General features: G+C 57.7%; 26 protein-coding genes. 18 read left to right on the top strand and 8 right to left on the bottom strand.

The features are described from left to right. Positions 1 to 14: 14 nt before the first annotated feature. Complete coding sequence (locus tag RRF56_RS09340; RefSeq protein ID WP_317037368.1) at positions 15 to 1,406, top strand: NCS2 family permease; 1,392 nt, start codon at positions 15 to 17, stop codon at positions 1,404 to 1,406. Between the two features lie 38 nt (positions 1,407 to 1,444). Here RRF56_RS09340 and RRF56_RS09345 read toward each other — a convergent pair whose 3' ends face one another. Then, positions 1,445 to 1,837 (bottom strand): hypothetical protein, encoded by a 393-nt coding sequence (locus RRF56_RS09345; RefSeq protein ID WP_317037369.1) that lies wholly within the window; start codon positions 1,835 to 1,837, stop codon positions 1,445 to 1,447. Positions 1,838 to 1,869: 32 nt separating this feature from the next. Beyond that, positions 1,870 to 3,333, bottom strand: a complete 1,464-nt coding sequence (locus RRF56_RS09350; protein ID WP_410510555.1) for a site-2 protease family protein — start codon at positions 3,331 to 3,333, stop codon at positions 1,870 to 1,872. Between the two features lie 152 nt (positions 3,334 to 3,485). Between RRF56_RS09350 and RRF56_RS09355 the strand changes: the two genes are divergently transcribed. Next, positions 3,486 to 4,199, top strand: coding sequence for an MBL fold metallo-hydrolase (locus RRF56_RS09355; RefSeq protein ID WP_317037371.1), 714 nt, complete (start codon positions 3,486 to 3,488; stop codon positions 4,197 to 4,199). 127 nt (positions 4,200 to 4,326) lie between these two features. Here RRF56_RS09355 and RRF56_RS09360 read toward each other — a convergent pair whose 3' ends face one another. Together RRF56_RS09360 and ctpA are read right to left on the bottom strand one after the other, a co-directional pair. Continuing rightward, entirely contained in the window at positions 4,327 to 5,613 is a 1,287-nt protein-coding gene (locus RRF56_RS09360) for an HD domain-containing protein (RefSeq protein ID WP_410510586.1), read from the bottom strand. A gap of 46 nt (positions 5,614 to 5,659) precedes the next feature. Beyond that, positions 5,660 to 6,901 (bottom strand): carboxyl-terminal processing protease CtpA, encoded by a 1,242-nt coding sequence (gene ctpA / locus RRF56_RS09365; RefSeq protein WP_317037373.1) that lies wholly within the window; start codon positions 6,899 to 6,901, stop codon positions 5,660 to 5,662. Between the two features lie 536 nt (positions 6,902 to 7,437). On the opposite strand from ctpA, the gene petB reads away from it, so the two are divergent. The 9 genes from petB (at position 7,438) to RRF56_RS09410 (ending at position 13,445) form a co-directional block, all read left to right on the top strand. Beyond that, positions 7,438 to 8,106, top strand: coding sequence for a cytochrome b6 (gene petB / locus RRF56_RS09370; RefSeq protein WP_317037374.1), 669 nt, complete (start codon positions 7,438 to 7,440; stop codon positions 8,104 to 8,106). A 133-nt stretch (positions 8,107 to 8,239) separates the two neighbouring features. Then, positions 8,240 to 8,722, top strand: coding sequence for a cytochrome b6-f complex subunit IV (petD, locus tag RRF56_RS09375; protein WP_317037375.1), 483 nt, complete (start codon positions 8,240 to 8,242; stop codon positions 8,720 to 8,722). A 134-nt stretch (positions 8,723 to 8,856) separates the two neighbouring features. Beyond that, positions 8,857 to 9,294 (top strand): anti-sigma regulatory factor, encoded by a 438-nt coding sequence (locus RRF56_RS09380; protein ID WP_317037376.1) that lies wholly within the window; start codon positions 8,857 to 8,859, stop codon positions 9,292 to 9,294. A 481-nt stretch (positions 9,295 to 9,775) separates the two neighbouring features. Next, a complete protein-coding gene (locus RRF56_RS09385) occupies positions 9,776 to 10,180 on the top strand; it encodes a hypothetical protein (RefSeq protein ID WP_317037377.1) in 405 nt (134 codons plus the stop codon). Between the two features lie 99 nt (positions 10,181 to 10,279). Beyond that, positions 10,280 to 10,846 carry a peptide deformylase gene (def, locus tag RRF56_RS09390; RefSeq protein ID WP_317037378.1) on the top strand — a complete coding sequence of 189 codons (567 nt, stop codon included), beginning with the start codon at positions 10,280 to 10,282 and terminating at the stop codon, positions 10,844 to 10,846. A 76-nt stretch (positions 10,847 to 10,922) separates the two neighbouring features. Beyond that, positions 10,923 to 11,120 carry a hypothetical protein gene (locus RRF56_RS09395; RefSeq protein WP_317037379.1) on the top strand — a complete coding sequence of 66 codons (198 nt, stop codon included), beginning with the start codon at positions 10,923 to 10,925 and terminating at the stop codon, positions 11,118 to 11,120. Positions 11,121 to 11,307: 187 nt separating this feature from the next. Next, entirely contained in the window at positions 11,308 to 12,195 is an 888-nt protein-coding gene (locus tag RRF56_RS09400) for a M23 family metallopeptidase (RefSeq protein ID WP_317037380.1), read from the top strand. A gap of 53 nt (positions 12,196 to 12,248) precedes the next feature. Continuing rightward, positions 12,249 to 13,040 (top strand): peroxiredoxin-like family protein, encoded by a 792-nt coding sequence (locus RRF56_RS09405; protein WP_317037381.1) that lies wholly within the window; start codon positions 12,249 to 12,251, stop codon positions 13,038 to 13,040. Between the two features lie 12 nt (positions 13,041 to 13,052). Next, positions 13,053 to 13,445: a DUF1622 domain-containing protein gene (locus RRF56_RS09410; RefSeq protein WP_317037382.1), complete on the top strand. Its 393-nt coding sequence runs from the start codon at positions 13,053 to 13,055 to the stop codon at positions 13,443 to 13,445. Positions 13,446 to 13,481: 36 nt separating this feature from the next. Here the strand turns inward: RRF56_RS09410 and RRF56_RS09415 are convergent, their stop codons facing one another. Continuing rightward, entirely contained in the window at positions 13,482 to 14,816 is a 1,335-nt protein-coding gene (locus RRF56_RS09415) for a hemolysin family protein (protein WP_317037383.1), read from the bottom strand. 159 nt (positions 14,817 to 14,975) lie between these two features. On the opposite strand from RRF56_RS09415, the gene ureE reads away from it, so the two are divergent. Next, complete coding sequence (ureE, locus tag RRF56_RS09420; protein WP_317037384.1) at positions 14,976 to 15,446, top strand: urease accessory protein UreE; 471 nt, start codon at positions 14,976 to 14,978, stop codon at positions 15,444 to 15,446. Then, complete coding sequence (locus RRF56_RS09425; RefSeq protein WP_317037385.1) at positions 15,433 to 16,155, top strand: urease accessory protein UreF; 723 nt, start codon at positions 15,433 to 15,435, stop codon at positions 16,153 to 16,155. The genes ureE and RRF56_RS09425 overlap by 14 nt, the downstream gene beginning before the upstream one ends. A 97-nt stretch (positions 16,156 to 16,252) precedes the next feature. Here the strand turns inward: RRF56_RS09425 and ispG are convergent, their stop codons facing one another. Further along, positions 16,253 to 17,494, bottom strand: a complete 1,242-nt coding sequence (gene ispG, locus RRF56_RS09430; protein WP_317037386.1) for a (E)-4-hydroxy-3-methylbut-2-enyl-diphosphate synthase — start codon at positions 17,492 to 17,494, stop codon at positions 16,253 to 16,255. A 301-nt stretch (positions 17,495 to 17,795) separates the two neighbouring features. On the opposite strand from ispG, the gene recO reads away from it, so the two are divergent. The 4 genes from recO to RRF56_RS09450 all read left to right on the top strand — a co-directional run bounded on the left by recO (position 17,796) and on the right by RRF56_RS09450 (position 22,226). Next, entirely contained in the window at positions 17,796 to 18,635 is an 840-nt protein-coding gene (gene recO, locus RRF56_RS09435; RefSeq protein ID WP_317037387.1) for a DNA repair protein RecO, read from the top strand. 47 nt (positions 18,636 to 18,682) lie between these two features. Beyond that, complete coding sequence (locus tag RRF56_RS09440) at positions 18,683 to 20,143, top strand: MFS transporter (protein ID WP_317037388.1); 1,461 nt, start codon at positions 18,683 to 18,685, stop codon at positions 20,141 to 20,143. 188 nt (positions 20,144 to 20,331) lie between these two features. Further along, on the top strand, positions 20,332 to 21,498 hold the full coding sequence (locus tag RRF56_RS09445; protein WP_317037389.1) for a glycosyltransferase family 4 protein: 1,167 nt from the start codon (positions 20,332 to 20,334) through the stop codon (positions 21,496 to 21,498). 83 nt (positions 21,499 to 21,581) lie between these two features. Next, positions 21,582 to 22,226 (top strand): hypothetical protein, encoded by a 645-nt coding sequence (locus tag RRF56_RS09450; RefSeq protein WP_317037390.1) that lies wholly within the window; start codon positions 21,582 to 21,584, stop codon positions 22,224 to 22,226. Between the two features lie 7 nt (positions 22,227 to 22,233). On the opposite strand, the gene RRF56_RS09455 is transcribed toward RRF56_RS09450, so the two are convergent. Then, the gene (locus tag RRF56_RS09455) at positions 22,234 to 23,316 is read right to left on the bottom strand and encodes a hypothetical protein (protein WP_317037391.1); all 1,083 of its coding nucleotides are present in this window, start codon (positions 23,314 to 23,316) and stop codon (positions 22,234 to 22,236) included. 130 nt (positions 23,317 to 23,446) lie between these two features. After that, positions 23,447 to 25,450, bottom strand: coding sequence for an excinuclease ABC subunit UvrB (gene uvrB, locus RRF56_RS09460; protein WP_317037392.1), 2,004 nt, complete (start codon positions 25,448 to 25,450; stop codon positions 23,447 to 23,449). 349 nt (positions 25,451 to 25,799) lie between these two features. On the opposite strand from uvrB, the gene RRF56_RS09465 reads away from it, so the two are divergent. Then, positions 25,800 to 26,501: a TVP38/TMEM64 family protein gene (locus RRF56_RS09465; RefSeq protein WP_317037393.1), complete on the top strand. Its 702-nt coding sequence runs from the start codon at positions 25,800 to 25,802 to the stop codon at positions 26,499 to 26,501. Positions 26,502 to 26,582: the final 81 nt, after the last annotated feature.

Consider the following 26,582-nt stretch of genomic DNA (forward strand, 5'->3'; position numbering starts at 1 on the left):
GAAGGAGTGCTCCTGTGACCCAGCCCACTGAACAATTGCCCCAGTCGCCCCCTAGTCCGGGGCGCGAGAATCGGCTTGCTGAATTTTTTGACTTCACAGCCCTGCGCACCGATTTTCGCACCGAGACCTTGGCGGGGTTGACCACCTTTGTCACCATGGCCTACATATTGATTGTCAATCCGGCGATTTTGTCGGAAGCGGTGTTTTTAACCGAGTCGGGCGACCTGTTTGGAGAACTGGTCGTGGCTACAGGCCTATCGGCGGGTCTAGCGACGCTGATTATGGCGCTCTACGCCAAGTTGCCCTTCGCCCTTGCACCGGGCATGGGCATTAACGCCTACTTTGCTTTTACGGTGGTGCTCGGCCTCGGCATCGACTGGCGCGTCGCCCTAGCCGCAGTGTTCATTGAGGGGATTATCTTCATCCTCATGACCGTAACTAACGTACGCACCAAGATTGTGGCGGCAATTCCCGATGCGGTGAAGCACGCGACCACAGCGGGGATTGGCTTGTTTATCGCCTACATTGCCCTCAAGGGGGCGGGCATAATTGTGCCCTCAGAGGCGACCTTTACCACCCTGGGTAACCTGCGATCGCCCCAAACTGCCATGGCCCTGCTGGGCTTGGTGATTACCGCTGCCCTATTTGCCCGTCGGGTGACCGGAGCACTGCTGTGGGGGATTTTAGGCACCGCTCTGCTCTCTTGGGTTTTGGGCGTCTCGCCCTGGCCCACAGGGCTCATGGCCATTCCCCAGGCCCCGACAGATTTGTTTGGCCAAGCCTTTGTCGGGCTAGGCGAACTGTTTCGCATCAACTTTTGGGAGATGATCAGCATCATCTTCGTGTTCTTGTTTGTCGATTTGTTTGACACTATTGGCACCCTCACCGGGCTAGGGTCAAAGGCGGGCTACATTGATGCCGAGGGCAAGTTTCCTGGGGTTGAAAAGGCGTTTATGGCCGATGCCGTGGGCACCACCGCTGGGGCTGTGCTCGGCACCTCCACGGTGACCACCTACATTGAATCGGCTTCAGGCATTGCCGAAGGGGGGCGCAGCGGGTTTACAGCCCTGGTGACGGCGGCGCTGTTTTTTGCCTCAGTGCTGTTTATCCCTCTGCTTCAGGGCATTCCCGCCTTTGCCACAGCGCCAGCTCTAATTATTGTCGGGGTGCTGATGATGTCTGGAGCCAAAATGATCGATTGGGATGAGCCTGCCGATGCGATCGCAGGGTTTCTCACCATCATCATGATGCCCCTGGCCTTCTCGATCGCTGAGGGCCTGGCTATGGGCCTGATCGCTTTTCCCCTCGTTAAAGCCTTCCAGGGCAAAACCTCCCAGACCACCATTGGCATGTGGATTTTAGCCGCTATTTTCTTGCTGCGCTACATCTTTGTTGCCGGGGGCTAACGCTGAAAAGAAAGGTAGGGGCGTAGCATGCTACGCCCCTACCTCAGAGCGTCAAAGGTATCGCCCAATGCAGCGGTGAGGGTCTGGCGGGTTTGAACGTGGGCGGCTTTCTCCGCCTCCAATTTTTGGGTCAGGTCTTGGCACTGTTGCACTAAGCCATCGAGGCGATCTTGCAGCCCCTGTAGAGAGTTGACGGTAGCGAGGTCTTTTTCTAAAACCGCGCCAGGCGTGGCCGAAAGCCGCTGCTCTAGGGCCTCAATTTGGGCCTGAAATTCGGCTGCTTCTTCACGGCGCTGGCGAGCTTCGGTCTCGTAAAGACGACGCCAGTTAGCGGCACTGTTGAAGGCTTGATCGCGCTCCTTTTGGGTGTCGGCTAACTGCCGTTGGAGGGTGCGCACCTCCGTAATCCACTGGGTGAGGTCTTGGGACATGGCGATTACCAAACAAGGGGGCCTGCCGAGGGCTAATACAGCAGCCGAGTCAAAATACCCGGTGCTGGCAGCACAATCATAACCAACAGTGTCAAGGCCAGCAGGCCCAAAAAGTCGCGGCGATCGTCGAGTTCGCTGACATCGTTGAGGGCGGGCTGGTCAGCCGCCGGAATAAAGAAGAGCAAGATCGCCCAGACCATCAACTCAGGGTGCACCAGGGCCAGGCCAAACACCAGCAACCGAGCCACCTGACCGACAATGCTGCCGATCCGCTGACCATACATAGCGTGGATAATGTGACCCCCGTCGAGCTGGCCGACCGGCATCAGGTTGAGGGCGGTAACGACCAAACCAAGACAGCCTGCGATCGCCACCGGATGCAGATGAATCGCCTGATCGGCAGCTACCGTGGCCCCTAGCACCAGCTTAGAGAGCAGCGTCAGCATCAGGGAAGCTTTGGGGTCAAGCGCCTCAAAGTTAAGCAGGCTAGACCCACTCTCGGGGATGGGCACCACCGTAGACCGGCTCAGCCCCCACAGCAGCAGTGGCACCGCCACCACCAGCCCCGACAGCGGCCCGGCAATGCCTACATCAAATAGGGCACGCCGGTTGGGCACCGGTGACTTCATTTGAATAAACGCACCAAACGTGCCCAGGAAAAACGGCACCGGGATGAAGTAGGGCAGCGTCACCTGCATGCCGTAGCGGCGCGCCATCAGGTAGTGGCCCATCTCATGGCAGCCCAGAATCACCAGCAGCGCCACGGCATAGGGCAGACCACTCAAAATTAGCGCAGGCGTGGCTTGCCACTGGGCCTCATTCACCCCCGCCAGGTAGGCCCCCACCGCTGTAGTCGTCAACAGCGTCACTAGCAGCAGCCCCAGGGCTAGCCCTGGCCGCGCCAGGGTAGCGGCCTGAGTCCCTTTCTCGACCTGGGGGTTGGGCACCAGGGCAAATATGGGCTTGCCCTGCAATCCTTCTTGAAAGAGCACTAAAAAGCGATCGCCAAAGTGACGGCGAATATTTTCTCGCACCGTGTCGTAGGCCACGGTCGGCGAAGCCCGCAACTGGCCACGGCAAATCATCGCCTGGGGACGGTACTCAATGTTTTGCAGATAGTACACCGACCAGGGAAAGCAGCCTTGGAGCATGGCCTCTTCATCTTTATCGATGGGGCGCAGGGCTGGTTTAGCCGGAGGCGGGGGCGACGGCGGGTTGTCGGCAGCTCCGGCCTTGGCGGTCTGGGGCACAGCAACTCGACCTTTCTGAATCAGTGCCCAGTAGAGAATGGGGCAGGCAATAAAGAGGCCCAGCAGCAGGGCAGTGGGGGCAGGCTCCTCACTGCCGTTGACCAGCACCCAACCGGTGAGGATGAAGGCGGGCAACATCATCACCAGCCACAGCAGCCACACGGGGGTACGCGTAATGCGGCTGACGCTACGCTGGAGCAGCACGTAAGTCAAAAGACCCAAAACCAGGAGCCAGAAAAACACCATTAAATTGCCATTGAAGTGTATCGATTGAACCCAGAGCGAACCGCCACCAACAGAGGCGCAGAATTTTACTCAGGCAGGGGGGCAAGTTCAGTTAGTATAGGCGTTTCATCGGGGTTTCTCACCCCTGGTCCTGCCCCCTCTGTCCCAACGTTATGACAGCAGCATCAGCTTCGGTTCCGTCGGCCCAGTCCCCCAGTGTTAAGCCGCCGCGATCGGTGTTCGACACCGTCTATGCCTTTGCGCCTAATCGCGACACCCAGGGAGCCACTGCCTATTTCATTGTAAACAACACCCCTGAGGGTCAGCCGGCTAACATTTTGATCGATGCCCCCCCTTGGGATGAGGGCACCCGCGATTGGCTTAACGATCGCGGCGGCGTGCGATCGCTGTTCATTACCCACCGAGGCGGATTGGGGCGTGCAGCCGCGATCCAGAAAGCCCTGGGTTGCGAGATAGTTATTCAAGAGCAAGAAGCATACCTGTTGCCCGATAGTCCTAAAACGGCCTTTCACCATACCTTTAGCTTTAGCCCTCAGATCGAGGCCTTTTGGACCCCCGGTCACTCCCCCGGTTCGTCGTGCCTGTACTACAGCGCCTACGGTGGGGTGCTTTTTACCGGACGGCACCTGCTGCCCAACCAGAGTGGCGAGCCAGAACCGCTGCGGCTGGCGAAAACCTTTCACTGGCCCCGCCAACTCCAGCAGGTCGAGAAGCTAAAAGCTCGATTTTCGGCCACGACCTTAGCCCACCTCTGCCCTGGTGCCAGTACCGGCTTTCTGCGAGGGCAGCGCACCATCGATCGGGCCTACGAGCGCTTGCAGCGGCTAGAGCTTGAGGCCTTCCGCGATCGTCAACCGCTGTTGTAGGGGTAAGACGACTTCTGGAAAACTTTCTGCCTAATGGTGGGCAGTGCCCATCCTACGGTGGCTACAGTCGCCGGATACAGCGGGGAGATTCTTTTCTAGAAATCTCCTAAGCGGAGGAATAGAGCGCTTATTCTGCCTCAGGTTTGAGGTCGGGGCTGTAGGCCGCCCAGGTTTGCTGTAGCCAGGGGTGAATGTCTCGCGGGTACAACAGCCAGGTGCGCTCGTAGGGTTGGCTAAGCGCCTGCACCAGGGGTGACAGCTCTTTGATATCGACGAAAGCATTGTCGCTGTACACACAAATGCCCTGATGATAGGTGGTATAGCCCCGGCTCCAGGTGCGCCGGAGGCCGCTGTAATGTTCGCCGCTGTAGCCCTGCGCCTCGAGATGGGCACGCACGGTGGCCAGTAAGGTTTCCTGCTGGTCTGCCGACAGCCGGGTGACTTCCAGGGTTTTGAGCAAGTCGCGGTCGAGGAAACGACGGCACAGGTCAGCCAGGAGTCGGTCGGGGCTGTGTCGCCATCGCTGGAGGTGGTAGGTAAACACAATGTCGTCACCGGCCAGGTAGGTGTCTAGGGCCAGGGGGCGATCGGGGGCCAGCAGCCAGGCGGTGACCGTGGGGTCGGCCTCAAGCTTGCCTACCAACAGGTCAGAACGCGCCCGCTCAAAGGCCCGCTCTAGCAGCCAGGTAACTGAAATATTTTTGGGATGGTTGTATACCTGGGCGTACATGAAATGGCGCACCACCAGGTAGTGCTCGATCGCAGACAACCCCTTGTGGGCCACCACCAGCCGCCCGCTGCCAGCCTCAAACCGCAGGGCCATCAGAATGCGATCGAGGTCGAGCTGGCCGTAGCTGGCCCCGGTAAAGTAGCTGTCGCGCAGTAGGTAGTCGAGGCGATCGCAGTCGAGCTGACTCGACACCAGTTGCCATACCAGGGCGATCGGGTGCTCGTGGGTATAAACCTGATCGACCGCCGCCGCCAGCCCCTCGGCCCGAGCCTCTAGGGCAGCGTGAATCTCTGGCAGCTCGGCGATGATCCGACGGGTCCAGTGCTCGTGCTCTAGGCCAAAGACTTCTTCAGCGGTATGGCTAAAGGGGCCGTGGCCAATGTCGTGGAGCAGCGCGGCCACCAGCACCGTAGCCCGGTGGGGAGCCAGGTCCGGGTAGCGCCGCTGGAGCTGGTCAAAGGCGCGACGGGCGATCGCCATCACCCCTAGAGAATGGGTAAAGCGCGAACTTTCGGCCCCATGAAACGTCAGGCTGGCCGGGCCGAGCTGACGAATGCGCCGCAGCCGCTGAAAGGATGGGGAGTCGATCAGCTGAATCAGCAGCGCCTCGTCGCGATCGCTGGCATGAAGGGTAATCGCGCCGTGGAGGGGATCGTGGTACGAGCGGCTAGACTTAAATTGCACTGGGTTAGAGACCCCTAGGGTGAGCGCTGAGTCGATCGGCACCAGGCTAAGACGCGCTGGCGACTACCGTGGCTTGGCTGAGCATTTCCAGGGCCGCCTTGTACTGGGGGTCAGCGTCGGTAGCCACGGTGTCGCGGTTGAGGGGTACGCTAGCCACCATGCGATCGGGGGTAATGCCCAGTTTATTGATGTCGTGGTGGGCCGGGGTCTCGTACTTAGCCACGGTGACCGCCAACCCCGCTCCATCGGACAAATCAAACAAAGACTGAATCAACCCCTTACCAAAGGTAGTGCTGCCCACCAGCGTGGCCCGACCATTATCTTGCAGCGCCCCAGCCAAGATTTCGCTGGCGCTGGCGGTGCCCTCATTGACCAGCACCACTAGAGGGGCATCGGTAATCGCCTGGCCAAAGGCCTCAAAGCTATCCAAAATACCCTGGCGGTTAACCGTGTAGACAATGGTGCCCTGGGGCAGCCACAGCCGAGCAATTTCGATCCCGGCTTGCAGCAGACCACCGGGGTTATTGCGCAAATCTAGCAAATACCCTTCGGCCCCTTGGTCGGCTAAGGTTTTAACGGCCTCAGCCAGCTTCTCCGCCGCGTTGCCATTAAACTGACTCAACCGCAGATAGCCCACCTGCTGCCCCGTGGGCGTTGTTTTTAAGGCCGCTACCACCGGGTTGAGGGTAATAACATCTCGGGTGAGCGAAACCAAGCGAGGGGTCTCCTCATCGGAGTGTCGCAACTGGAGAGTAACGGTGGTGCCCTGCTGGCCCCGCATGCGCGCCGCCGCTTCATCAAGGGTGAGTTCTGTGGTGGCAAAGCCGTCAATTTCAAGCACCACATCCTGGGGCTGAATGCCCGCCTGCTCTGCCGGAGACCCTTCAATGGGGGCAATTACCCGTAGCCAACCCGGCTGTTCATCCTTAGAAATTTGCAAGCCTACCCCGGTGAGTTCGCCAGCGGTGCTAGTTTGCAAACTGCGATACTGACTGGGCGGCAGCAGACGGGTGTAGGGATCGTCTAGCCCGGCCAGCATGTCTTGAATAGCGCTGTAGGTGTCGGCCCGACTCTCCAACGGCCGCTCTAACGCCCGTTGACGCGTAAACCACCAGTTTTGGTGATTAAAGCTGTCATCGACGTAAGCTCGATTCACGATTCGCCACACCTCGGCGATCAGATTTTGCTCTTCGGTTAGAGCCAGGGCAGGGCCTGCCGCCAGCCCCCCTACAACTAGCCCAAACAGGCACAAACAAAGAATACTTAGACGCAGCAGGGGTCTGATCATAGAGGCAAGGCAGGCAATAAATGGTAGACGTATCGTCCAGCGCTTCCGCTAGGGACCAAGACTTTGGCCAGAGGCACCACAGCTAGGCGTAACCTAACCCGGCATGACTTCAAGGATCAACGATAGTCCTAACCATGCGGTCGGCGCTTTACATTAGTTTATTGTGTTCAAATTTTTCCCCAATTGCGACCTCAGGCTAACGATAGCTATAGTCCCACCGCAACTGGGCTCGGCAGACAACCAACAGCGCTTGACAGACAAGCTATAGAAGAGCGGCTAACCACTTTCAGAAAGTGAGCTTTGGCCCTAGCCTTCATCAATGTAACAAAGTGTTGCAGAACCAAGGGTAATTTCTAAGATCCATCATGGAGCTGGCTTTTGGCCTGGGGTGAGCCTTTCGCCTCAATTGCCGATTCTTCAGGCAACAGTAGGCTCCTGAGGGCTTAGAATTTAAGGCAGGGAATTTAGCGTTGCCATTACGGCTATGTTACATTTTTCATTGACGGCAATTATAGATATATAGAGTTACCCGCTTCATGTTTACCAAGCAAGTTACTGACTCTAAGACCTTCCAGTGGTTTAACGAGCGGCTAGAGATTCAGGCCCTGGCCGACGATATTTCTAGCAAGTACGTGCCGCCCCACGTCAATATTTTCTATTGCCTGGGGGGCATCACCCTGACCTGCTTCCTGATCCAGTTCGCCACTGGGTTTGCCATGACCTTCTACTACAAGCCGACGGTCGCTGAAGCGTTCAGTTCTGTGCAGTACCTGATGACCGACGTCAACTTTGGCTGGTTGATTCGGTCCATCCACCGCTGGTCCGCCAGCATGATGGTGCTGATGATGATTCTCCACGTGTTTCGGGTGTACCTCACCGGTGGCTTCAAGAAGCCCCGGGAGCTGACCTGGGTAACCGGCGTGGTGCTGGCGGTGATCACCGTGACCTTTGGTGTGACCGGCTATTCTCTCCCCTGGGATCAGGTGGGTTACTGGGCTGTGAAAATTGTGTCCGGTGTTCCCGGTGCCATTCCGGTGGTGGGGTCTACTGTAGTTGAGCTCATGCGCGGCGGCGAAGCTGTTGGCCAGGCCACCCTGACCCGCTTCTACAGCCTGCATACCTTTGTTCTGCCTTGGGCGATCGCGGTATTCATGCTGCTGCACTTCCTGATGATCCGCAAGCAGGGTATCTCTGGCCCTCTCTAGGGGTTTCGATGTGATCGAGCCTGGTTAAAGGCTCCTAGGGCATGACGTTTGGTTTCGTCTAAACCAATTGCCCTAGACAAATGGTTTAGACTTTGGGCGTGGCCCAACCGGCTGTAACAGGAGAAGTTTTTCAATGGCGACCATCAAAAAACCGGATCTAAGCGATCCTAAGTTAAGAGAAATGCTCAAGCAGGGCATGGGCCACAACTACTACGGTGAGCCCGCTTGGCCTAACGATCTGCTCTATATCTTCCCCGTAGTAATTTTGGGCACTATTGCCTGCTGTGTGGCTCTAGCGGTGCTAGATCCGGCACTGGTGGGTGAACCCGCCGACCCGTTTGCCACGCCGCTGGAAATTTTGCCCGAGTGGTATCTGTATCCCACCTTCCAGATTTTGCGCATTGTGCCCAACAAACTGCTGGGTATTGGGGCCATGACCGCTATTCCTCTGGGGCTGATGCTGATTCCCTTTATTGAGAGCGTCAACAAGTTTCAAAACCCCTTCCGCCGTCCTGTAGCCACTACCCTGTTTCTGATTGGCACTGCGGCCACCCTTTGGTTAGGGATTGGAGCTACTTTCCCCATTCAAGAATCGCTCACTCTGGGCTTGTTCTAGAACCACCAACGTTAGTAGCCCTTCAAGACCTGCGTAGAACTGTATCGTTTTACGCAGGTCTTTTTGCTGGAAGTATACTCTTTCGCTAAGCTAAAACCACAGGGTTCTGGTAGGCGTTGATACAGGAGTAGGGAATGGTAAGGACGAAGACCAGGCAAGAACATTTGCAGGTAACCAGCCAGCTCGACGTAGTGGCCCAAGTACAGCGCTGGTTTCGAGAGACCTGTCGATCGCTAGAGGGAGATTCGGCCTGGGTCGGCAGTCACTGCGATCGCCTGGCACTGGCGCTCACCGAAGGCTTTACCAATGCAGTACGCCACGCCCATGCTCACCTGCCCCCTGAAACCGGCATTGATATTGACCTATCCCTGACGACCGACCACGTTGAAATTCGCATTTGGGATCATGGCGATCCCTTTAATCCAGAACTACTGCCCGAACCCCAGCCAGGAGAACTGCTAGACAGCGGCTACGGCTGGTTTTTGCTGCGCCGCCTAGCCGATAAGGTCACTTATCAGCGAGCCAAAGATGGTCGCAACTGTCTATCGATTGTGAAGTATGGCACATGCTGATCGAGGGGCAGGGGGCAACTGATTCGTCCCAGAGGGATGGGTGAGGGCCAGGCTAGTGTCTGGGATAGTAACTCAGTGGGGGCGGAGGCAACCAAGCAAAGTGATTTGTAGCCATGTGCTGCTGCCTTTGGTAGTACCGTTCTGCCACTGGCTAGGCATTCCCTAGGCTCTCATCATCTACGGCAAAAAGGGGTTGAATCCCCTACCGCCTAGGCAGCAGTGGGCACTCCGCCAAGCTGGCTGATTTGGGCTAAGAGTCGCGATCGCCGCGATCGCGCTTGCACAGCCAGTGATCTTGACCCCGCCCACGGGCGCTTAGTTCCCTGTGCCTAGTGCTCTGCTCAGTGGATGGCGATGTCTACTGGCGTTAGGGCTCGAGCCCCCCAACTACACCAACCCCTAGGGATACCCTACCCCAGCGGTACAATAGAGTTTTAGGGCCAGTCATCCACTGGTCCACGATGCGTGGAGAACATCTCCTGTGAACCAAAACAATTTCAACCAAATTCGGGTAAACATACCAGGCCTGGGCTGCTGGCTGATCGTGCTTGGGGTGATCTGGTTGCTTGGGGCCGCCGGTTTGGGCTGGCTGGTAAAATCGCTGGCTGTATTGGTGGTGCTGGTGCTGGTAGCTCCCGTTCTGGGGTTCATTGGTCTTAGGTTTTGGTTGCAGCGCAACCTGGTACAAGGCCCCTGCCCGGTATGCAATACCGGGCTAACGGGCCTGAAGGGAGGCGAGACGCGCTGCATCAACTGCGGCACGGTGCTGCAAACCGGCTCTGAGGGGTTTTCGCGGGTAACTGAAGCGGGCACTATTGATGTCAGCGCGGTAGAGATTACCGTGGAAGCTCAGCCGATTTTGCCCGAGGGTGACGACCTTCGCTAGCGGTTGCGATCAACCACTATGTCGAAGTGAGTCTGTGTTGTTAGGATTGTGTTGTTAGGATAGATCACAGAACGCTAAGTAAATCTGGAACGCATCGCTATGCCCGCCGCCATTCAAGTTGAGAAAACCAAACTCAAACAGCCGCCCCTCGAAATTCATACCATGGGCGATCGCGTACTGCGTCAGCCCGCCAAGCGGGTAGCCAAAGTCGACGACGAAATGCGGGCGCTGGTGCGGGAAATGCTGCAAACCATGTACAGTGCCGACGGCATTGGGCTAGCCGCTCCCCAGGTGGCGGTCAACAAACAGTTGCTGGTTGTCGATATCGACCCTGAGAATGCGGCCAACCAGCCCCTGGTGCTGATCAACCCCAAAATTATCAAAGTCTCTAAAGATTTGGCCACTGGGCAAGAGGGTTGTCTCAGCATTCCTGGGGTCTACCTTGACGTAGTTCGCCCAGCGGCGCTGGAAGTGACCTACAAAGATGAGAACGGTCGGCCCCAAAAACTTCAGGCCACCGATCTCCTAGCCCGCTGCATTCTCCACGAAATGGATCACTTGGCTGGGGTGCTATTTGTTGACCGGGTCGAGAACGCCCTGGCCCTCAACCAAGAGCTCAACAAGAACGGCTTCTACGCCAAAGATGTGCAGCCAGTGACGGCTTAGCAACATGTTATGCTGCCTCGGTAGGGCAGCAACCACCCCACTCGCCCTACCCAAACAGCATTTAGGAGAAAGCTCTGTGACCCCCAAAAGCGGCCTGTTATTAGGTGGTTCCTGCATTGCGGCGATCGCAGCGGTAGGTTCTGTCTTTGAACTCTCTTCGGGTAGCCCTGATTGGGGCACAGTACCCACGACGATCATTTTGGGCCTCTGCGTGCCGCTGGTCGGCATTTTGTTTTATGCCGCAGTCAAAGACGCCAAAGCCAACCAAGAGTAGCCGGGCGATCGCTTTATCAGCTTTATCAATGGCAAGTACTTAGTCAGACACCTGCCGGAGAGATCTACTCCAAACGGCGGGTATGGGGATCTCAGGGATTAAAAGCCGCGTCTACTCTAGAGGCCACACCTCCCTCACCCCCCCCGGCTTGAGTGGCCAGATCAACCAGCTACATTAGGAGAGCGCTATGGAGACCAACCCCAATTTCCCCGTGCTGACTCGGCGATCGCTGCTGGCAGCGGCGGCGGTAGGGTCTACAGTGGTGCTGCTGGGGCGTCCGGCCCAAGCCTACGACGTGATTCTCAACCCCGACGCGCCTCAGCTCGGGGATACGATCTCAGTGACGGCGATTCCGCGTACACCGGCTTCAAGCCAGCCCATCGTCACGGTTAACGACGGAACTGAATACCCCACGTTTCCCATTAGCAACAATCGGTTTCGTGCCCTGATTCCCACCAGCCCCCTTGATCCGCCGGGGCGTATGGTGATTCGGGTGATTGGCACCGGCGAAACCCGCAACCTGGCGGTGGGGCTAAAAAATCGCACCTTTCCGACCCAGCGCATTACCCTGTCGCCCAGCCGCAGCAACCTAGGCACCCAGCACGAGTTTGACCGGGTCGCCGCCTTTAAGAACCTGGTTACTCCCGGACGCCACTGGAACGGTACGATGCAGCGCCCCAACCCTGGCCGCACCACCACCCAGTACGGGGTACGCCGCTACTACAACGGTGTCTTTGCCCAAGACTATTACCACCGAGGGCTCGACTATGCTGCCCCTACAGGCTCTCCGGTGACATCGCCCGCAGCCGGGCGGATTGGGCTGGTGGGGCGGGTGGCCGACGGGTTTGAGCTGCACGGCAACACCATCGGCATTGACCACGGCCAGGGGGTACTCAGCATCATGCTGCACCTCAGCCGTATCGATGTGAATGAGGGCGATTTTGTCCAGGCGGGTCAGGTGATTGGGGCGGTCGGCAACACGGGAGCATCTTCCGGGCCGCACCTGCACTGGGGGCTGTACGTCCACGGCGTGTGTGTAGACCCTGCCCCGTGGATGGCCAGGGGGTTTGAGTAGCAATGCCCACCATTCCCCGATAAGCTTCAAGCAATTGGCTTTGGACTCCTGGCATGAACACCTACGCAATTTTGGCCCACACCCAGCGGCAGCGGGTGAGCGATGGGGAAACAGTGCCGCTGCTGGCAGGCTGTGAGCAAGCCGCTCAGGTTTTGGTACTGGTGTGGCCCCAGCTAGGCGACTTTGACAGTTTAGAGTACGCCTGGTGGCTCCAGCGAGAAGCTGAAACCCTGCACCAACAAAATATTGCCGTACGGGCGGTGGGCATCGGCGATCGCGCCTCGGGCCAAAAATTCTGCGCCTATACGGGCTTTGCCTCAGAGCATCTGTTGGTCGATGAAACCGCCGCCTTACACCGAGATCTAGGACTTTATCAGGGGTTAACCCTGAAGCCGCCTGGCCTCAATCCGGGGCAGGCCGCTTGGCTAAACCTGATGCTGATGTGCGCTGGCATGGCCAGCCCTGGCACCCTACGAGAGGTGCTGCGCGGCTATACGGGCGATCGCCGGGCTCCTCAGCTAATCGGCGACGATGAGGTGGTCAAAGCCGGGCCACTGCCGCCCCTGACGGGCAAAGCCTTTAACCTGGTTGGCGGTAGCGGGTTTCAACGGCCCATCGAACTAGCCACCCTGCGCCTGCGCAATATGACCGAGGTGCTGAGCCACTGGAGCACCTACGTGTCCAATGCCGCCTACCTGACCCAGCGAGGCGGTACATTCTTGTTTGATGGCGATGGGGATCTGCTGTACGAACACCGCGATCGCGGCATTCTTGGCTTTGCGGCCACCATGGCCAACCCGCTGGCGTTTTTAGCTGACCATGTGCCTGTCACAAACATCCTCTAGCCGGGGTCAGTGATGGCGTGGCTTGAGCCCTTAGAAACCCTGCTCGAAAACGTTGCCCTAGGCACCATGTTTTGCCTGGAGGCGGTTTCGGTGCTGTGCGTGGTGGTGGGGCTGCTCAAAACCGCGCGCCTGACCCTACGCCTGCGGCAGCAACGGCCAGGGCAGCCGCTGCCCTTTAACCAGGTGCGGCTCAAATTTGGCACCTGGCTGACTTTGGCCCTGGAGTTTCAGCTTGGGGCCGATATTTTATCGACCACCATAGCCCCCACTACCGAAGACCTGATTAGGCTGGCGCTGATTGCCTTTATTCGCACGTTCCTCAATTATTTCTTGGATAAAGAAATTGAGGCAGAACAACGGCTAGGGCGGGATCAACACCAGTACGACCCAGACAATCGCCGCTAATCTCTGCATCTCATCCCAAATCTCACCCCAAGCTGGTTACTCTGGTATTTGCTTGGGCGAGGGCGATCGCGGCGGCAGATTCTGGAGCAGCACCTTATCGACTCGGCGACCATCCATATCCACCACTTCAAACCGCAGCCCCTGCCATTCAAAAAAGTCGCCAGCGGTGGGAATGCGCCCCATGTGCCGAATCACGAAGCCCGCCAGGGTATGGTAATTGTCTTCGTCTTCGGTCAGTTGCTCACGGTTGAGTAAGTCTTTAAGGTCATCCACCGGCAGCAGCCCGTCCAGCAGCCAAGAGCCATCGTCTCGCTGGGTGATCATCGGATCGTTGGCATCCTCTAAGGAAGGCAGATCGCCGACGATTGCTTCTACCACATCGTTGAGGGTGACCAGCCCTTCCACACCACCGTACTCATCGAGCACCATGGCAAAGTGGGTGCCCGATGACTTAAACAGTTCTAATACCTTGAGCACGTAGGTACTCTCGGCCACAAACAGAGGCGGCTGCACCAGGCTGAGCAGGGTCACTGGCGGGGTCGTCGGGCTGAGGTAGTTGGGTAGCAGCGCCTTGAGCGAGACCACCCCTACACAGTCGTCGATGCCGCTGTTACACACTGGAAAATGGGAGTGGGCGCTCTGCATGACCAGCTCACTGTGTTCGGCAAAGGAGGCGTCTACGTTGAGCCATTCGATATCGGTGCGGGGAGTCATGATCGAGCGAATGGGGCGATCGCCCAGTTGCAAGACCCGTCCCATCATTTCTTGCTCAGCGACTTCAAAGGTACCGGCCTCGGTCCCCTGATCGATCAGCAGGCGCAGTTCTTCTTCGGTAATGGCGACTTCGGGCCGTTCTTTAAAGCCCAGCAGATTGACCAGAAACCCAGTAGACACCCCCAGCAGCGCCACCAGCGGGGCCGCCAACCGCGACAGTCGCCGCATTGGCCTCGCCACCTGACAGGCGATCGCCTCCGGGTAGCTCAGGGCAATGCGTTTGGGCAATAGCTCTCCCACTACCAGCGACAGATAGGTAATCACACCTACCACTGCCGCCAGGCTGAGCAGGTCGCTGTAGGGGGCTAGGGCGGGCACCTGGTTGAGGCTCTGGCCCAGGCTGGTGGCCACCGTAGCCCCCCCCAGGGCACCGCTGAGAATGCCAATTAGAGTGATGCCAATCTGCACCGTTGACAGAAAATTGTTGGGGTCGTTGGCCAGCTTGAGAGCCAGCCGCGCCTTGGCACTGCCCTGCCGCGCCCGGTGCTCAAGGCGGGCCTTGCGGGCCGATACCAGGGCAATCTCTGAACCTGAGAACAGCCCATTGGCCATAATCAGCAGAAAAATGAATACACTCTCAAGGGCAATAGCGGACATAGGTTAGCGGTAGGGAAGGGGAGAGCTAGCAGCAGACTAGCCTCAGCGAACAATCGGCGGTTTTCTAGGCTTGCTTTCTATTATTGAACGGCAATTTGACCGGCATCGCCGTTCGCCGTGGTAGAAGAAAAAGATGGTTTCTCCTTTGCCTGAGTTGCTGTGCTGACTGTAACCCGTCTGCTACCTGCCAATGCCGATACTCCCGTAGTGGCCACGTTGTCGCTAACGGCGGGCGATCGCGCCAAGTCACGCCATCGATTTACCGCAGACGATGGCACCCCAGTCTACCTAAATCTACCCCGAGGCACGGTGCTGCGCGGCGGCGATCTGCTGGGTAGCGACGCCGAGGTTTGGCTACGGGTGGTGGCCAAGCCCGAGCCCGTGGTCGTGGTCACCGCCCAATCGGGCTTTGACTTACTGCGGGCCGCCTACCACCTGGGCAATCGCCATGCCCAGCTAGAGCTCAGCCCAAATGGCCTCAAATTCGAGCCCGATCCGGTACTAGAGGCCATGCTGACCCAGTTGGGGGGCCTAGCCCTGACGACCACTACCCTACCCTTTGAACCCGAAGCCGGAGCCTATCGCGCCATGGCCCCCGGTCACAACCACGATGACCATGACCACAACTAAATCCCAAGCCCTGCTGCGGCTGCTGCAACTCACCAGTCCCGCCCTGCCGGTGGGGGCCTACAGCTATTCTGAAGGGCTCGAAACCCTGATCGAGCAGGGCACCATTATTACCCCGCCTAATTTGGTTAACTGGTTAGAGCAAGAACTGCTCTCGGGCTTGGTGGTGGTCGATGGCGCAGCGATCGCCCTAGTGCACCAAGCCGCTAGTCAATTCGAGCCAGGGGCCGACGCCACGCTGGCCAAGGACTCTCTCTGGGGGGCGATCGCCCAGCTCAACCACCAGCTTTCGGCCCTGCGCGACAGCGAAGAAATTCGGCAGCAAAGCTGGGATATGGGCCGCGCCCTGGTGCGCATGGCCACCCAACTTCACCCCGACCTCAAACCCTGGTTTAAGGCGGCGGGCTCCCCCTGCAACTTCGCCGTAGCCTTTGCCCTAACGGCTAGCCACTGGCAGATTGATGCCCAGTCGGCAGTGCTGGGTTACCTCCATAGCTGGGCGGCAAACCTGATCACCAGCGCAGTAAAGTTAGTTCCGCTGGGGCAGACCGTCGGGCAGGAGATGCTGCTCGGGTTATATCCAGCCCTGGAGCAAGCCTGCGATCGCGCCCTCGCCACCCAGACGCTAGAGGAAATTTCCCTCAGCAGCTGGGGCACGTCGCTAGCGACTATGCAGCACGAGGCCCTCTACACGCGCCTGTTTCGTAGCTAATAGCCTGGTGGACTGCCAAACTCACTATGGCCAGTAAAGGGATATACGGTTCACGGTTTCAGGGTCAAGGCAGACCGCGAACCGCACCCCTCAACCTCTAGCCTTTCACACTCTCCGGCTCTACCCAGCGGCCATCGGCCTTGATCAAGTTGATTAGTTCTGCCACACCCTGATCTTCGGGCACCTTCTTGATCTCATCGCGGCCCCGGTACAGCGAAATGTAGCCGGGAGTTTTGCCCACATAGCCATAGTCAGCGTCGGCCATCTCGCCAGGACCGTTGACAATACAGCCCATCACCGCAATATCGAGCCCAGTAAGGTGCTTGGTGGCCTCACGTACCTCGTGGAGCACATCTTCGAGGTTAAACAGCGTGCGACCGCAGGAGGGGCAGGCCACATACTCCACCATGGTTTTGCGTAGCCCCAGGGCCTGCAAAATGCTGTAGCAGACGGGGATCTCTTTCTCGGGTGCCTCGGTCAGCGACACGCGAATGGTATCGCCAATGCCCTGGGCCAGCAGCGTGGCAATACCCGCCGTAGACTTGATGCGGCCATACTCCCCGTCGCCCGCTTCAGTGACCCCCAGGTGCAGGGGGTAGTCCATCCCCAGCTCGTCCATACGGTGGGCCATCAGCCGGTAGGCCGCTACCATCACCGGCACCCGCGAGGCCTTCAGCGAAACCACCAGGTTGCGAAAATCTAGCGATTCACAGATGCGAATAAACTCCAGGGCCGACTCCACCATGCCCTCGGGGGTGTCGCCATAGGTAAACAGCATACGCTCGGCCAGCGACCCGTGGTTGACGCCAATGCGCATCGATTTGCCCTGATCGCGCAGAGAGACCACCAGGGGCTCTAGGGTTTCGCGAATTTTGCTGCCGATGTCTTCAAATTCGGTTTGGGAATAGTCAGTGCGGCCCGCCTGGGGCTTTTCAAACACGTAGAGGCCGGGATTAATCCGCACCTTATCGACGTGCTTGGCCACCTCTAGGGCAATCTTCATGCCGTTGTGGTGCACGTCGGCCACCAGGGGCACAGGCTGGTAAGTGTCTTCTAAAATTTTGCGAATGTCAGCTAGGGCCTTAGCGTGGGCCATACTGGGCACCGTTACCCGCACAATTTCGCAGCCAATCTCGTGGAGTCGGCGAATAGCGGCGGCAGACCCAGTGATATCGAGAGTATCTTCGTTGATCATCGACTGCACCACCACGGGGTGACCGCCACCAACGGTGATGCTGCCGACGGGCACTGGGCGAGTTTGGCGACGGTGAATGGTGGTGGCGAAGGGATCAGCGGTGGCGGCGGTGGTCTGAATAACGGGGTTAGGAAGCGTTTGCATAGCCGTTGCTCAATGGTTGCCAGTGCTAAGGAAAGGGGGTGTTGCGATAGTCCCCCAAAGCGGGTCTGTGACCATCGCATATCCATCTCCCAGAGTGCCACAGAATGACAGTTCAGACATGCTGACTCCGTAAAAACCCTGCTAAACACCTTACCTGATCCCACCGTCACAACCTCTGAGCACCAGCCCCCGTCGAGAACGTTATGCTAAGGCTCTAAGCACCTGCGCCAAAAACTTGCGCCACAAACCTGCGCCACACACTTGCGCCACAAACCTGCGCCACACACTTGCGATCGCCCCCATGAGCCAAACCTATAAAGCTACCGGCATTAACCTCAAGGCCATCCCCCTGGGCGAAACCGATCGTCTCCTCACCATCCTCACCCCCGACCTAGGGCTGGTGCGGGCCGTGGCACCGGGGTCGCGCAAACACCAGTCGCGGCTAGGAGGCCGCAGCGATCTCTTCGTGATCAATGACTGGCTGGTGGTCAAGGGCAAACGCCTCGACAAACTGGTGCAGGCCGAAACCGTACGCACCTTCCCCGGCTTGAGCCAACACCTAGGACGGCTGACCGCCAGCCAGTATTTGGCCGAGGTAGTGTTGCTCATGGCCCTGAGCGAATGCCCCCAGGGTGACTTGTTTCAGCTCTTTGTCGAGCACCTAGAGCGGCTCGAAACAGCCACTCCAGCGGCGTTGCTGGCAGCGCTGTGCCACGGGTTATACCACCTGCTGGCCCTAGCCGGGGTTGCCCCCGAGGTGCACCACTGCTGCTTGAGTCGGCTTGAAATTGTGCCCAATTTGCTCGACCCCACCTGGCGAGTCGAGTTTAGCGCCGACGCTGGTGGGCTAGTGCAGTCGGTCGAAACCGTTCGTAGTAGAGAAGCTCAGGGCCGCTACAGCAAGGGCGACCGGCGGCCCGTGCTGCTGACCGCCACCGATGTTGCCCTGCTTCAACAGCTGAGCAAACCCGAGATTATTGCCACTGGTTCGACTGGGCTAGGGGCACTAGAGACCCATGGCGGTACAAGCCAGCAGCTCTGGTCGCGAGTTGAGCGGTTGCTAAGAGACTATACTCAAGATTATTTTGAGCGCCCCATTCGGTCGGCAGCTTTAGTTGATGTCTGTTTAGCTACCGTTTAAACTACCCAGTAGTGAGCTGATTAGTGCCCAGGTTCGTTGGTTACCCCATGCTCCGCGAGTTTGATGCCGATACCGATACTACTGAGGCCAACTATTTGTCTCGGTCACACCCCCCGGAAGCTAACAATCCTATGGCACCTGGCTCCATTGCTGAGGCCGATCTTCCAGAAGTAGCCCAGTCTTCTAACCCCTCAGCCCTGCCCGTAGAAAACGGATTTGGAGCTATTTTTCAGAATCGCAATTTTTTAATTTTATGGACAGGCCAGCTCTTTTCTCAGCTAGCCGACAAGGTCTATTTAGTCTTAATGATCGCCATTATTGCGGCTCGGTTTGAGACCCCAGGTCAAACCATCAGCGGTTGGGTTGCAGCAGTCATGATTGCGTTTACCATTCCAGCGGTGCTGTTTGGGGCGATGGCTGGGGTATTTGTCGATCGCTGGCGCAAGCGACCGGTGCTGGTGTGGTCTAATCTGCTGCGCGGTGGCCTGGTGATTGTACTGCCCCTAGGCATTTGGCTGACCGCGAGTTGGGGCATTGTATTTGGTCTGCCGGTAGCCTTTTGGCTGTTGCTGCTAGTGACGTTTCTAATTTCTACGCTGACTCAGTTTTTTGCCCCGGCAGAGCAGTCGATCATTCCGCTGATTGTGGCGGAGGGCGATTTGCTGTCGGCCAACTCTCTCTACACCACTACCATGATGGCCTCGGTGATAGTGGGGTTTGCGGTGGGCGAACCGCTGCTTGCCCTGGCCGACAAGCTCATGCTAGCCCTAGGCATCGCCAACAATGGCCCGGCTATTTTAGTCGGCTTGAGCTATCTGGTAGCTGGCCTATGCCTGATGACTATGGCCCCCGGCCAAGAAAACCTCTCTGCGGCCCACGAAGATTTGTCTCATTTTTGGGCCGATATTCAAGATGGCTTTCGCTACTTAGATGAACAGGTGCAGGTGCGAGTGGCGATTATTCAGCTAGTGCTGCTATCTTCCGTGTTTGCCGCTCTAGCGGTGCTGGCAGTGCGTCTGGCAGAAATGATTCCCGCCATTAAAGCCTCTCAGTTTGGGTTTTTGTTGGCAGCGGGCGGGCTGGGTTTGGGTCTGGGGGCGGTACTGGTGGGTAACTTCGGGCCTCGGTTTCCCCGTCGGTTTTTGAGCCTGTGGGGGGCTGTTGGCATGGCCGCCTGCCTGGTAACCCTGGCCTGGACCACGCAGCAGCTTTGGGCTTCGATGGCCATTATCGCGCTGCTGGGGCTTTGCGGTGCCTTTGTCGGTATCCCCATGCAGACGCTCATTCAAGAAAAAACGCCCGAAGCCATGCGCGGCAAAGTCTTTGGCCTGCAAAACAACCTGGTCAATATTGCCCTTAGTCTACCGTTGGCCCTGGCTAGCGTAGTCGAGGCTCGCCTAGGCTTAGCTAACGTTTTTATGGGTATGGGAGCCTTGGTAGGCTTAGGGGGAGTTGTAACCTGGTATATTGCCGATACAGCAATGAGAAAGACTCAGGCTCCAGGCTAAGCTCTATTTTTTATCATTGACAGCTTAGGAGTTTAGGGCCTAGATCTCCGGCAATGATCGCTGACTCAGCTACTCTGTTGGCACCTCCGCCTTAGGAGAAAGCAGGAGTTAAGTCAAGTCATGAGAAGCACCGCTGCGGTGGATTGCTGGCGCTTGTTTCGGTTGTTTAACGGATAACGCTAGACGGCATGCACATCGCGTGGCTTGGCAAAAAAACGCCCTTCTGCGGCAACGTCACCTACGGCCGGGAGATCACCAATGCCTTGCTTGAACGAGGTTGTCGGGTTACCTTTCTCCACTTTGCCCAGTCCCAGGAGGGGCATACTGGCGGTCATGCCAACAATTCAGAACCCGAGCAATCGGCAGAGGTGCCGCTGCCTTTTTTGTTTAAGTCTCAAATTCTTACCATTCCTTCGCTCAAGTCGGGCAAGCTGTTAGCCAGTGCCCTAAAGCGGCTTCAGCCCGACTTGGTGCATGCTTCTCTGACCCTATCGCCCCTAGACTTTCGGCTGCCAGAGATTTGTGCCGAGCTAAATCTGCCCCTGGTGGCCACCTTTCACCCGGCGTTTGACCGGCGAGTGCGCAGCCTGACCTCGGGCACCCAGCACCTCACCTACCAACTCTATGCCCCCTGCCTGGCTCACTACGATCGCGTCATTGTGTTTTCAGACCTCCAGCGCGACCTGTTGATCAAATTGGGGGTGCCCGCCAAAACCCTGGTGGTAATTCCCAACGGGGTTGACACCCGCCGTTACTCGCCAGGGGCCTCGACAGTAAAGGCAGATTTATATGCCCGCAGGCTATTTGTCTACCAGGGGCGCATTTCACCCGAAAAAAATGTAGAAGCGCTGCTGCGCGGCTGGCGACAGGCCGATATGGGCCGCGACTGCAAGCTAGCCATTGTGGGCAATGGCCCCTTAGAAGCTTCGCTCAGACGGTTCTATGGCGATGACCAAGACATTCTCTGGCTGGGCTACCTCTCTAGTGAGCAGCGCCGCATCGACATCTTGCGGGGAGCGGATGGGTTTATTTTGCCGTCGCTGGTGGAGGGGCTATCGCTGTCACTGTTAGAGGCGATGGCCTGCGGCACCGCCTGTATTGCTACCGACGCCGGGGCTGATGGGGAAGTTTTGGCCGATGGAGCGGGGATTGTGCTCGATACTCAGCGGGTGTCATCGCAACTACAAACGATTCTGCCAATCTTGCGCGACCACCCTGAGATCACTCAGCTCTTGGGCACAAAGGCACGTGAGCGGGTGCTCCAGCGCTACACCCTACGGGATAACATTTCTGCCCTAGAGACGCTGTATGGCCAGGTGACTGAACAACGGCTGATGTGCGGCCAGCGGGCATAGGTAGAACCCTAGGGAGGAAGACGGGCCGACAATCAAGCCTCATAATGCGGGTGATTTGTAGCTGTTAAAGTTTTACCGGCCTTATGATTAGAACCAAAATTGTTGAGCTATCGACCATTGCAGCTGCCGCCTACCGCCAAAAGCTCAAGGGCGGGAAGTCTGGGGTAGTGGTGATGCGCTACGACACAGCTCAACCCGGATTGGCATCGTTTAGCCGTAACACGGGCGATCCGGTACCCAACGCCAATGTCAATCTGGAATTGTTTCCGCTAGAGGCCTTTAAAGAGGCCCTAGAGCTGACCTCCGGTATGCCCTATTCGAGACGGGGGGCGGTGAAGCTGAGCGGTAGCCCGCCGGAGACCGAGGTTGAGACAGAGGCCGATGCACCCGAAGATGAGGCCACCATAGACAGCGCCGAGTATGCCGCCATCGTAGAGGCCTACACCAACAAGAAGGGTGAGCTGTCCTACGATTTAATCAACAAAGACTTTATTCAGTTCGCGCGATCGAGCAAGATCGTCGGCGAGATGGTGGCCAACCGGGCGTCGGAAGACGAAATTCGCGACCATGTGGTGAAGGTGAAGCTGGAAGAGCTAACCGGCAACCGAGGCCTGACCACCGTTCAGGCCCAGCAAATTGTCGCAATGCTTGACGAGGTTAGCCCCCGCTATGTATTTCGCGAACTGAATGACGAGATTCGTCGAATGCTGAGCCAAGCTAAGGGCTAGACAATAACTAGATGCGATCGCCCGGACAGAGCCTGGTGCCCCCGGTTTCAATACACTCTGGAGTCAGCTGCTGCACCACTGTCTGGCGAAACTGAGGCACCATTGTATCGGGCAGATCGGGCACCCACTGGTCTAGAGACTCGGCATCGCCCCAGGCCTCTTCTAACACCACCCAGGCGTACTGTCCCTGGCCGTAGGTTTCAATCACCGATCGCGCCACCGAGCAACTGACAAAAATCTGTCCCATAAAAATGCTGCCGCCGTCGGCCTCATAGTTAAAGTACGCCCCCCGCGCCGACTGATGCCCGCAGAATTGATCCGCCGTCAGCGCCACCATGGTCGCCAGGTGGGCATCGTACCAGCGCAGTGCTCCGCCCCAGGCTGAACTCGATGTGACGGCCTGGGGTACCTCAAAGGTGACCCAGCGGTGGTGCGGGTCGCCCCCTTCCCTGGCGACCTTAACGAGAGCCATGGGAGGACCTGCCTCAACAGCAGCATCGCTCCTCGTCTCAAGCTGCGCTTGAACCTCAATTTGCGTTTGAATATCGGCCACAGCCTCTAGGGCACCGCTGGTCAATGCCTGCCACCGGGCCGCGTCGGTGATCACCTGAAGATCTTGCTGGGGCACCAGTTCAATAATCGTCTGCTGTCCGGCTGGCACCAGCACCAGAATCTCGCCGGTATGGAGATATTCGACGGCATACAGCTCGCCGCTGCTGCGAAACCAGTAGGCGACCCCATCCCCCTCTGGGGTCAGAGCCGATGAGGCCGACAGCGTGATGAGCTGCCCCTCAGCATCGCTGACCGTGCAAAGGGTGTAGATGAGGTTGCCGATCGCTTTCACCTGGCGATCGCAATCGCGAGCCATCATGCGCTCAAGCTCACTGTAGATGTCGTCTACGCTATACCCAGCGGGCGGCCCATCGGCTTTGCTGGCGACATCCGCCACAGCCAGGCTCGGCTCACTGGGTGTGAAGACAGAGGTAGAGACCTGTCCACAGGCAAACAACCCCAGGGTGAGGGCCAGCCCACCCACCCTGAGAACTGTCTTCCGCAGCGATGGATTGGTCGGGTGCCAAGCTCTAGCCATTCATCTCAGTCCCACGCAGTACTCTAAATCTAACTACACCACTATTCCCGCGATACCGGTTAAATTACCGCCGCGATCGCCTTTGAGGCCTATCAGGCTTTAGGTAGTGGCCGTAGCGATCTCTGGCGCTCTAGGATCGCTTGCCCAAGAGTTGATCGCGCAGAGATTTGATGCGATCGCGAAACTTAGCCGCCTCCTCAAAGTCGAGATTTTTCGCAGCCTCTTTCATCTGCTTTTCAAACTGACCAATCAGTTCAGGAATTTCTTCCAGGGGCAGATCTTCTTTGTGCTCGTAGACCTCTTCTAGCTCGTGGGCATTGAGGCGGCGCGAGACTTCAAGGAACGACAGAATCGAGTTGCTGTTGCGGCGAATAATCGAGGTGGGCGTAATGCCGTGAGCATCGTTGTAGGCGGTTTGGATGGTGCGGCGGCGCTCGGTTTCGCTGATGGCTTTAGCCATGCTGTCGGTGAGGTTGTCGGCGTAGAGAATCGCCTGGCCCTGGACGTGGCGGGCGGCGCGGCCAATGGTTTGAATCAGCGATCGCTCGGCCCGCAGAAACCCTTCCTTATCGGCATCAAGAATCGCCACTAGAGAAACCTCCGGCAAATCTAGCCCCTCCCGCAGCAGGTTGACCCCCACCAGCACGTCGTAGAGCCCCTCCCGTAGGTCTTGGATGATCTCAATCCGCTCAATGGAGTGAATCTCGGAGTGCAGGTAGCGCACCCGCACCCCGTGCTCGTCAAAATAGTCGGTCAGGTCTTCGGCCATGCGCTTGGTCAGGGTGGTGATTAGCACCCGCTCCTGGCGGGCGGCCCGCTCTTTGATTTCGCCCAGCAGGTCATCGACCTGGCCTTCGGTGGGGCGCACAAAGATCTCGGGGTCGAGCACCCCGGTGGGGCGAATGATCTGCTCCACCACCTTGCCGCCGGAGATCTCCATCTCCCAGTTGCCGGGGGTGGCCGAGACAAAGATGCACTGGTTCACCTTCTCCCAAAATTCTTCGGCCTTCAGGGGGCGGTTGTCGGCGGCGCTGGGCAGCCGGAAACCGTGGTCGATCAGCACCATCTTGCGACTGCGATCGCCGTTGTACATGCCGTGAATCTGGGGAATGGTGACGTGGGACTCGTCAATCACCAACAGCCAGTCCTTGGGGAAATAGTCGAGCAGGCACTCCGGTGGCGACCCGGCGGTGCGCCCAGCCAAATGGCGGGCATAGTTTTCCACCCCGTTGCAGTAGCCCACCTCGCGGATCATCTCTAGGTCGTAGCGGGTGCGCTGCTCCAGCCGCTGGGCCTCCAGTAGCTTCCCTTCTTTCTCCAGCTCCTCCAGGCGATCTTTGAGTTCGTCTGTAATCGCCTGACAGGCTTCTTCGACTCGATCTTCGGGGGTGACAAAGTGTTTGGCGGGGTAAATGCTCAACCCTTCCATGCTTTGTAGAGTGGCCCCGGTGATCGGGTCCACGTAGCGCACGGCATCGATTTCGTCGCCAAAAAATTCAATCCGAATAATCCGGTCTTCGTAGGCGGGGCCGATCTCTAGCACGTCACCCTTAACCCGAAACTTGCCTCGGCCCAAGTCTAAATCATTGCGCTCGTACTGAATTGAGGCCAAGTCGCGCAGCACCTGCCGCTGGTTCACCTCCATGCCCACCTTCAGCGGAATCGACGCTTTCAGGTATTCCGACGGAATTCCCAGACCGTAGATGCAGCTAATTGAGGCCACCACAATCACGTCCTTGCGCTCAAACAAAGAGCGGGTGGCCGAGTGCCGCAGCATGTCGATCTCGTCGTTGATCGAAGCGGTCTTGGCGATGTAGGTATCGGTGGTGGGGATGTAGGCCTCGGGCTGGTAGTAGTCGTAATAGCTGATGAAGTACTCAACGGCGTTGTCGGGGAAAAACTCGCGTAGCTCGTTGCAGAGCTGCGCCGCGAGGGTTTTGTTGTGGGCTAGCACCAGGGCGGGCTTACCAATGTTGTCGATCACGCGGGCGATGGTGTGGGTTTTGCCCGTGCCCGTCGCCCCCAGCAGAGTTTGATATTTGGTCTGGTCTTGCAGAAACTTGGTTAGGCCCGCGATCGCCTTGGGCTGGTCGCCTGCGGGTTCAAAGGGAGCCTGAATGTCAAAGTCGCCCATAGGTCACCAAGAAACGGTACAAAGACACTATTACGCTTCTTTATGATGCCTGATTTTTGCTGGGGTGGTAGTTAGAGCTATGACGTGGCTAGGGGCACCTCTGCCGGTAGAAAGGGCTGGCGATCGCGGTGCTGGACCGGCCAAGCCGGCTGGCCAGTAACTTAAACCTCACCTGCGCTTCAACTTCACCATTAGGAGAGAGGGAGAACAGCCGGTTTACTGGTTAGCTAAGGAAATAGCCCGAACTGACCGGTGGCGCTGACCACCGATGGCGCTGACCACCGATGGCGCTGACCATTTACAGGCGGTCCTGACATTCCCCCTTTACCTTTCCAGTTGATCTACTCCTATGAAATTTCGCTGGCTGCGCAGTCGTCGGTTTTGGCTCTTGGTGGTGACAGGCGTTGTAGTAGCCCTAATTGGCAGCCGGTTGCCCCTGGCAGACTGGTTTGTGATCGTTAACCGCGAGCTAGAAAGCCTAGGAGTATGGGCAATACCCGCCTTCATTTTGGCGTATTTTATAGCCACTGTTTTGGGTTTGCCCAACATTTTACTAATCTTGGTGGCGGGGTCTTTATTTGGCATTTTAAAAGGTACGGCTGTGGCCTCAGTGGCCGATATTTTGGGAGCGATAGGCTGTTTTTTTCTAGGGCGCACCTTTGCCCGCGATCGCATCAGCCGCTGGATGAAAAAGCACCCCAAATTTGCTCGCATTGACCAAGCTGTTGAGCAAAAGGGCTGGAAGGTACTGGTGCTCACCCGGCTGTCGCCGCTCGTGCCATCCAGCGTTTTAAACTACGGCTTTAGCTGCACGAAGGTTGGCTTCTGGCAGTATGCCTTCTTCTCATGGATCGGCATGATACCGGTGATTTTGCTCTACACCTACCTCGGGTCCTTTGGCACGTACCTTTTGGGTAGCGAAATTACGCTGGAGAAAGTAGCCATTCAGGGGGTGGGTTTGGTGTTGGCGCTAGGGGCAGCGCTCTACATCACCCGTTTGGTGCGCAAGGCGATGATTCCTCAATGCCCAGTCGAAGAAAAATCGAGCTAGGCATTCAATACTCGCCATGACCTATTCTAAGAACCATTAAGAACAGCAGCTTTACCGTAAGACATTGTTACGGCTAAGCGC

This window comes from Nodosilinea sp. E11, assembly GCF_032813545.1.
GTDB lineage: Bacteria > Cyanobacteriota > Cyanobacteriia > Phormidesmidales > Phormidesmidaceae > Nodosilinea.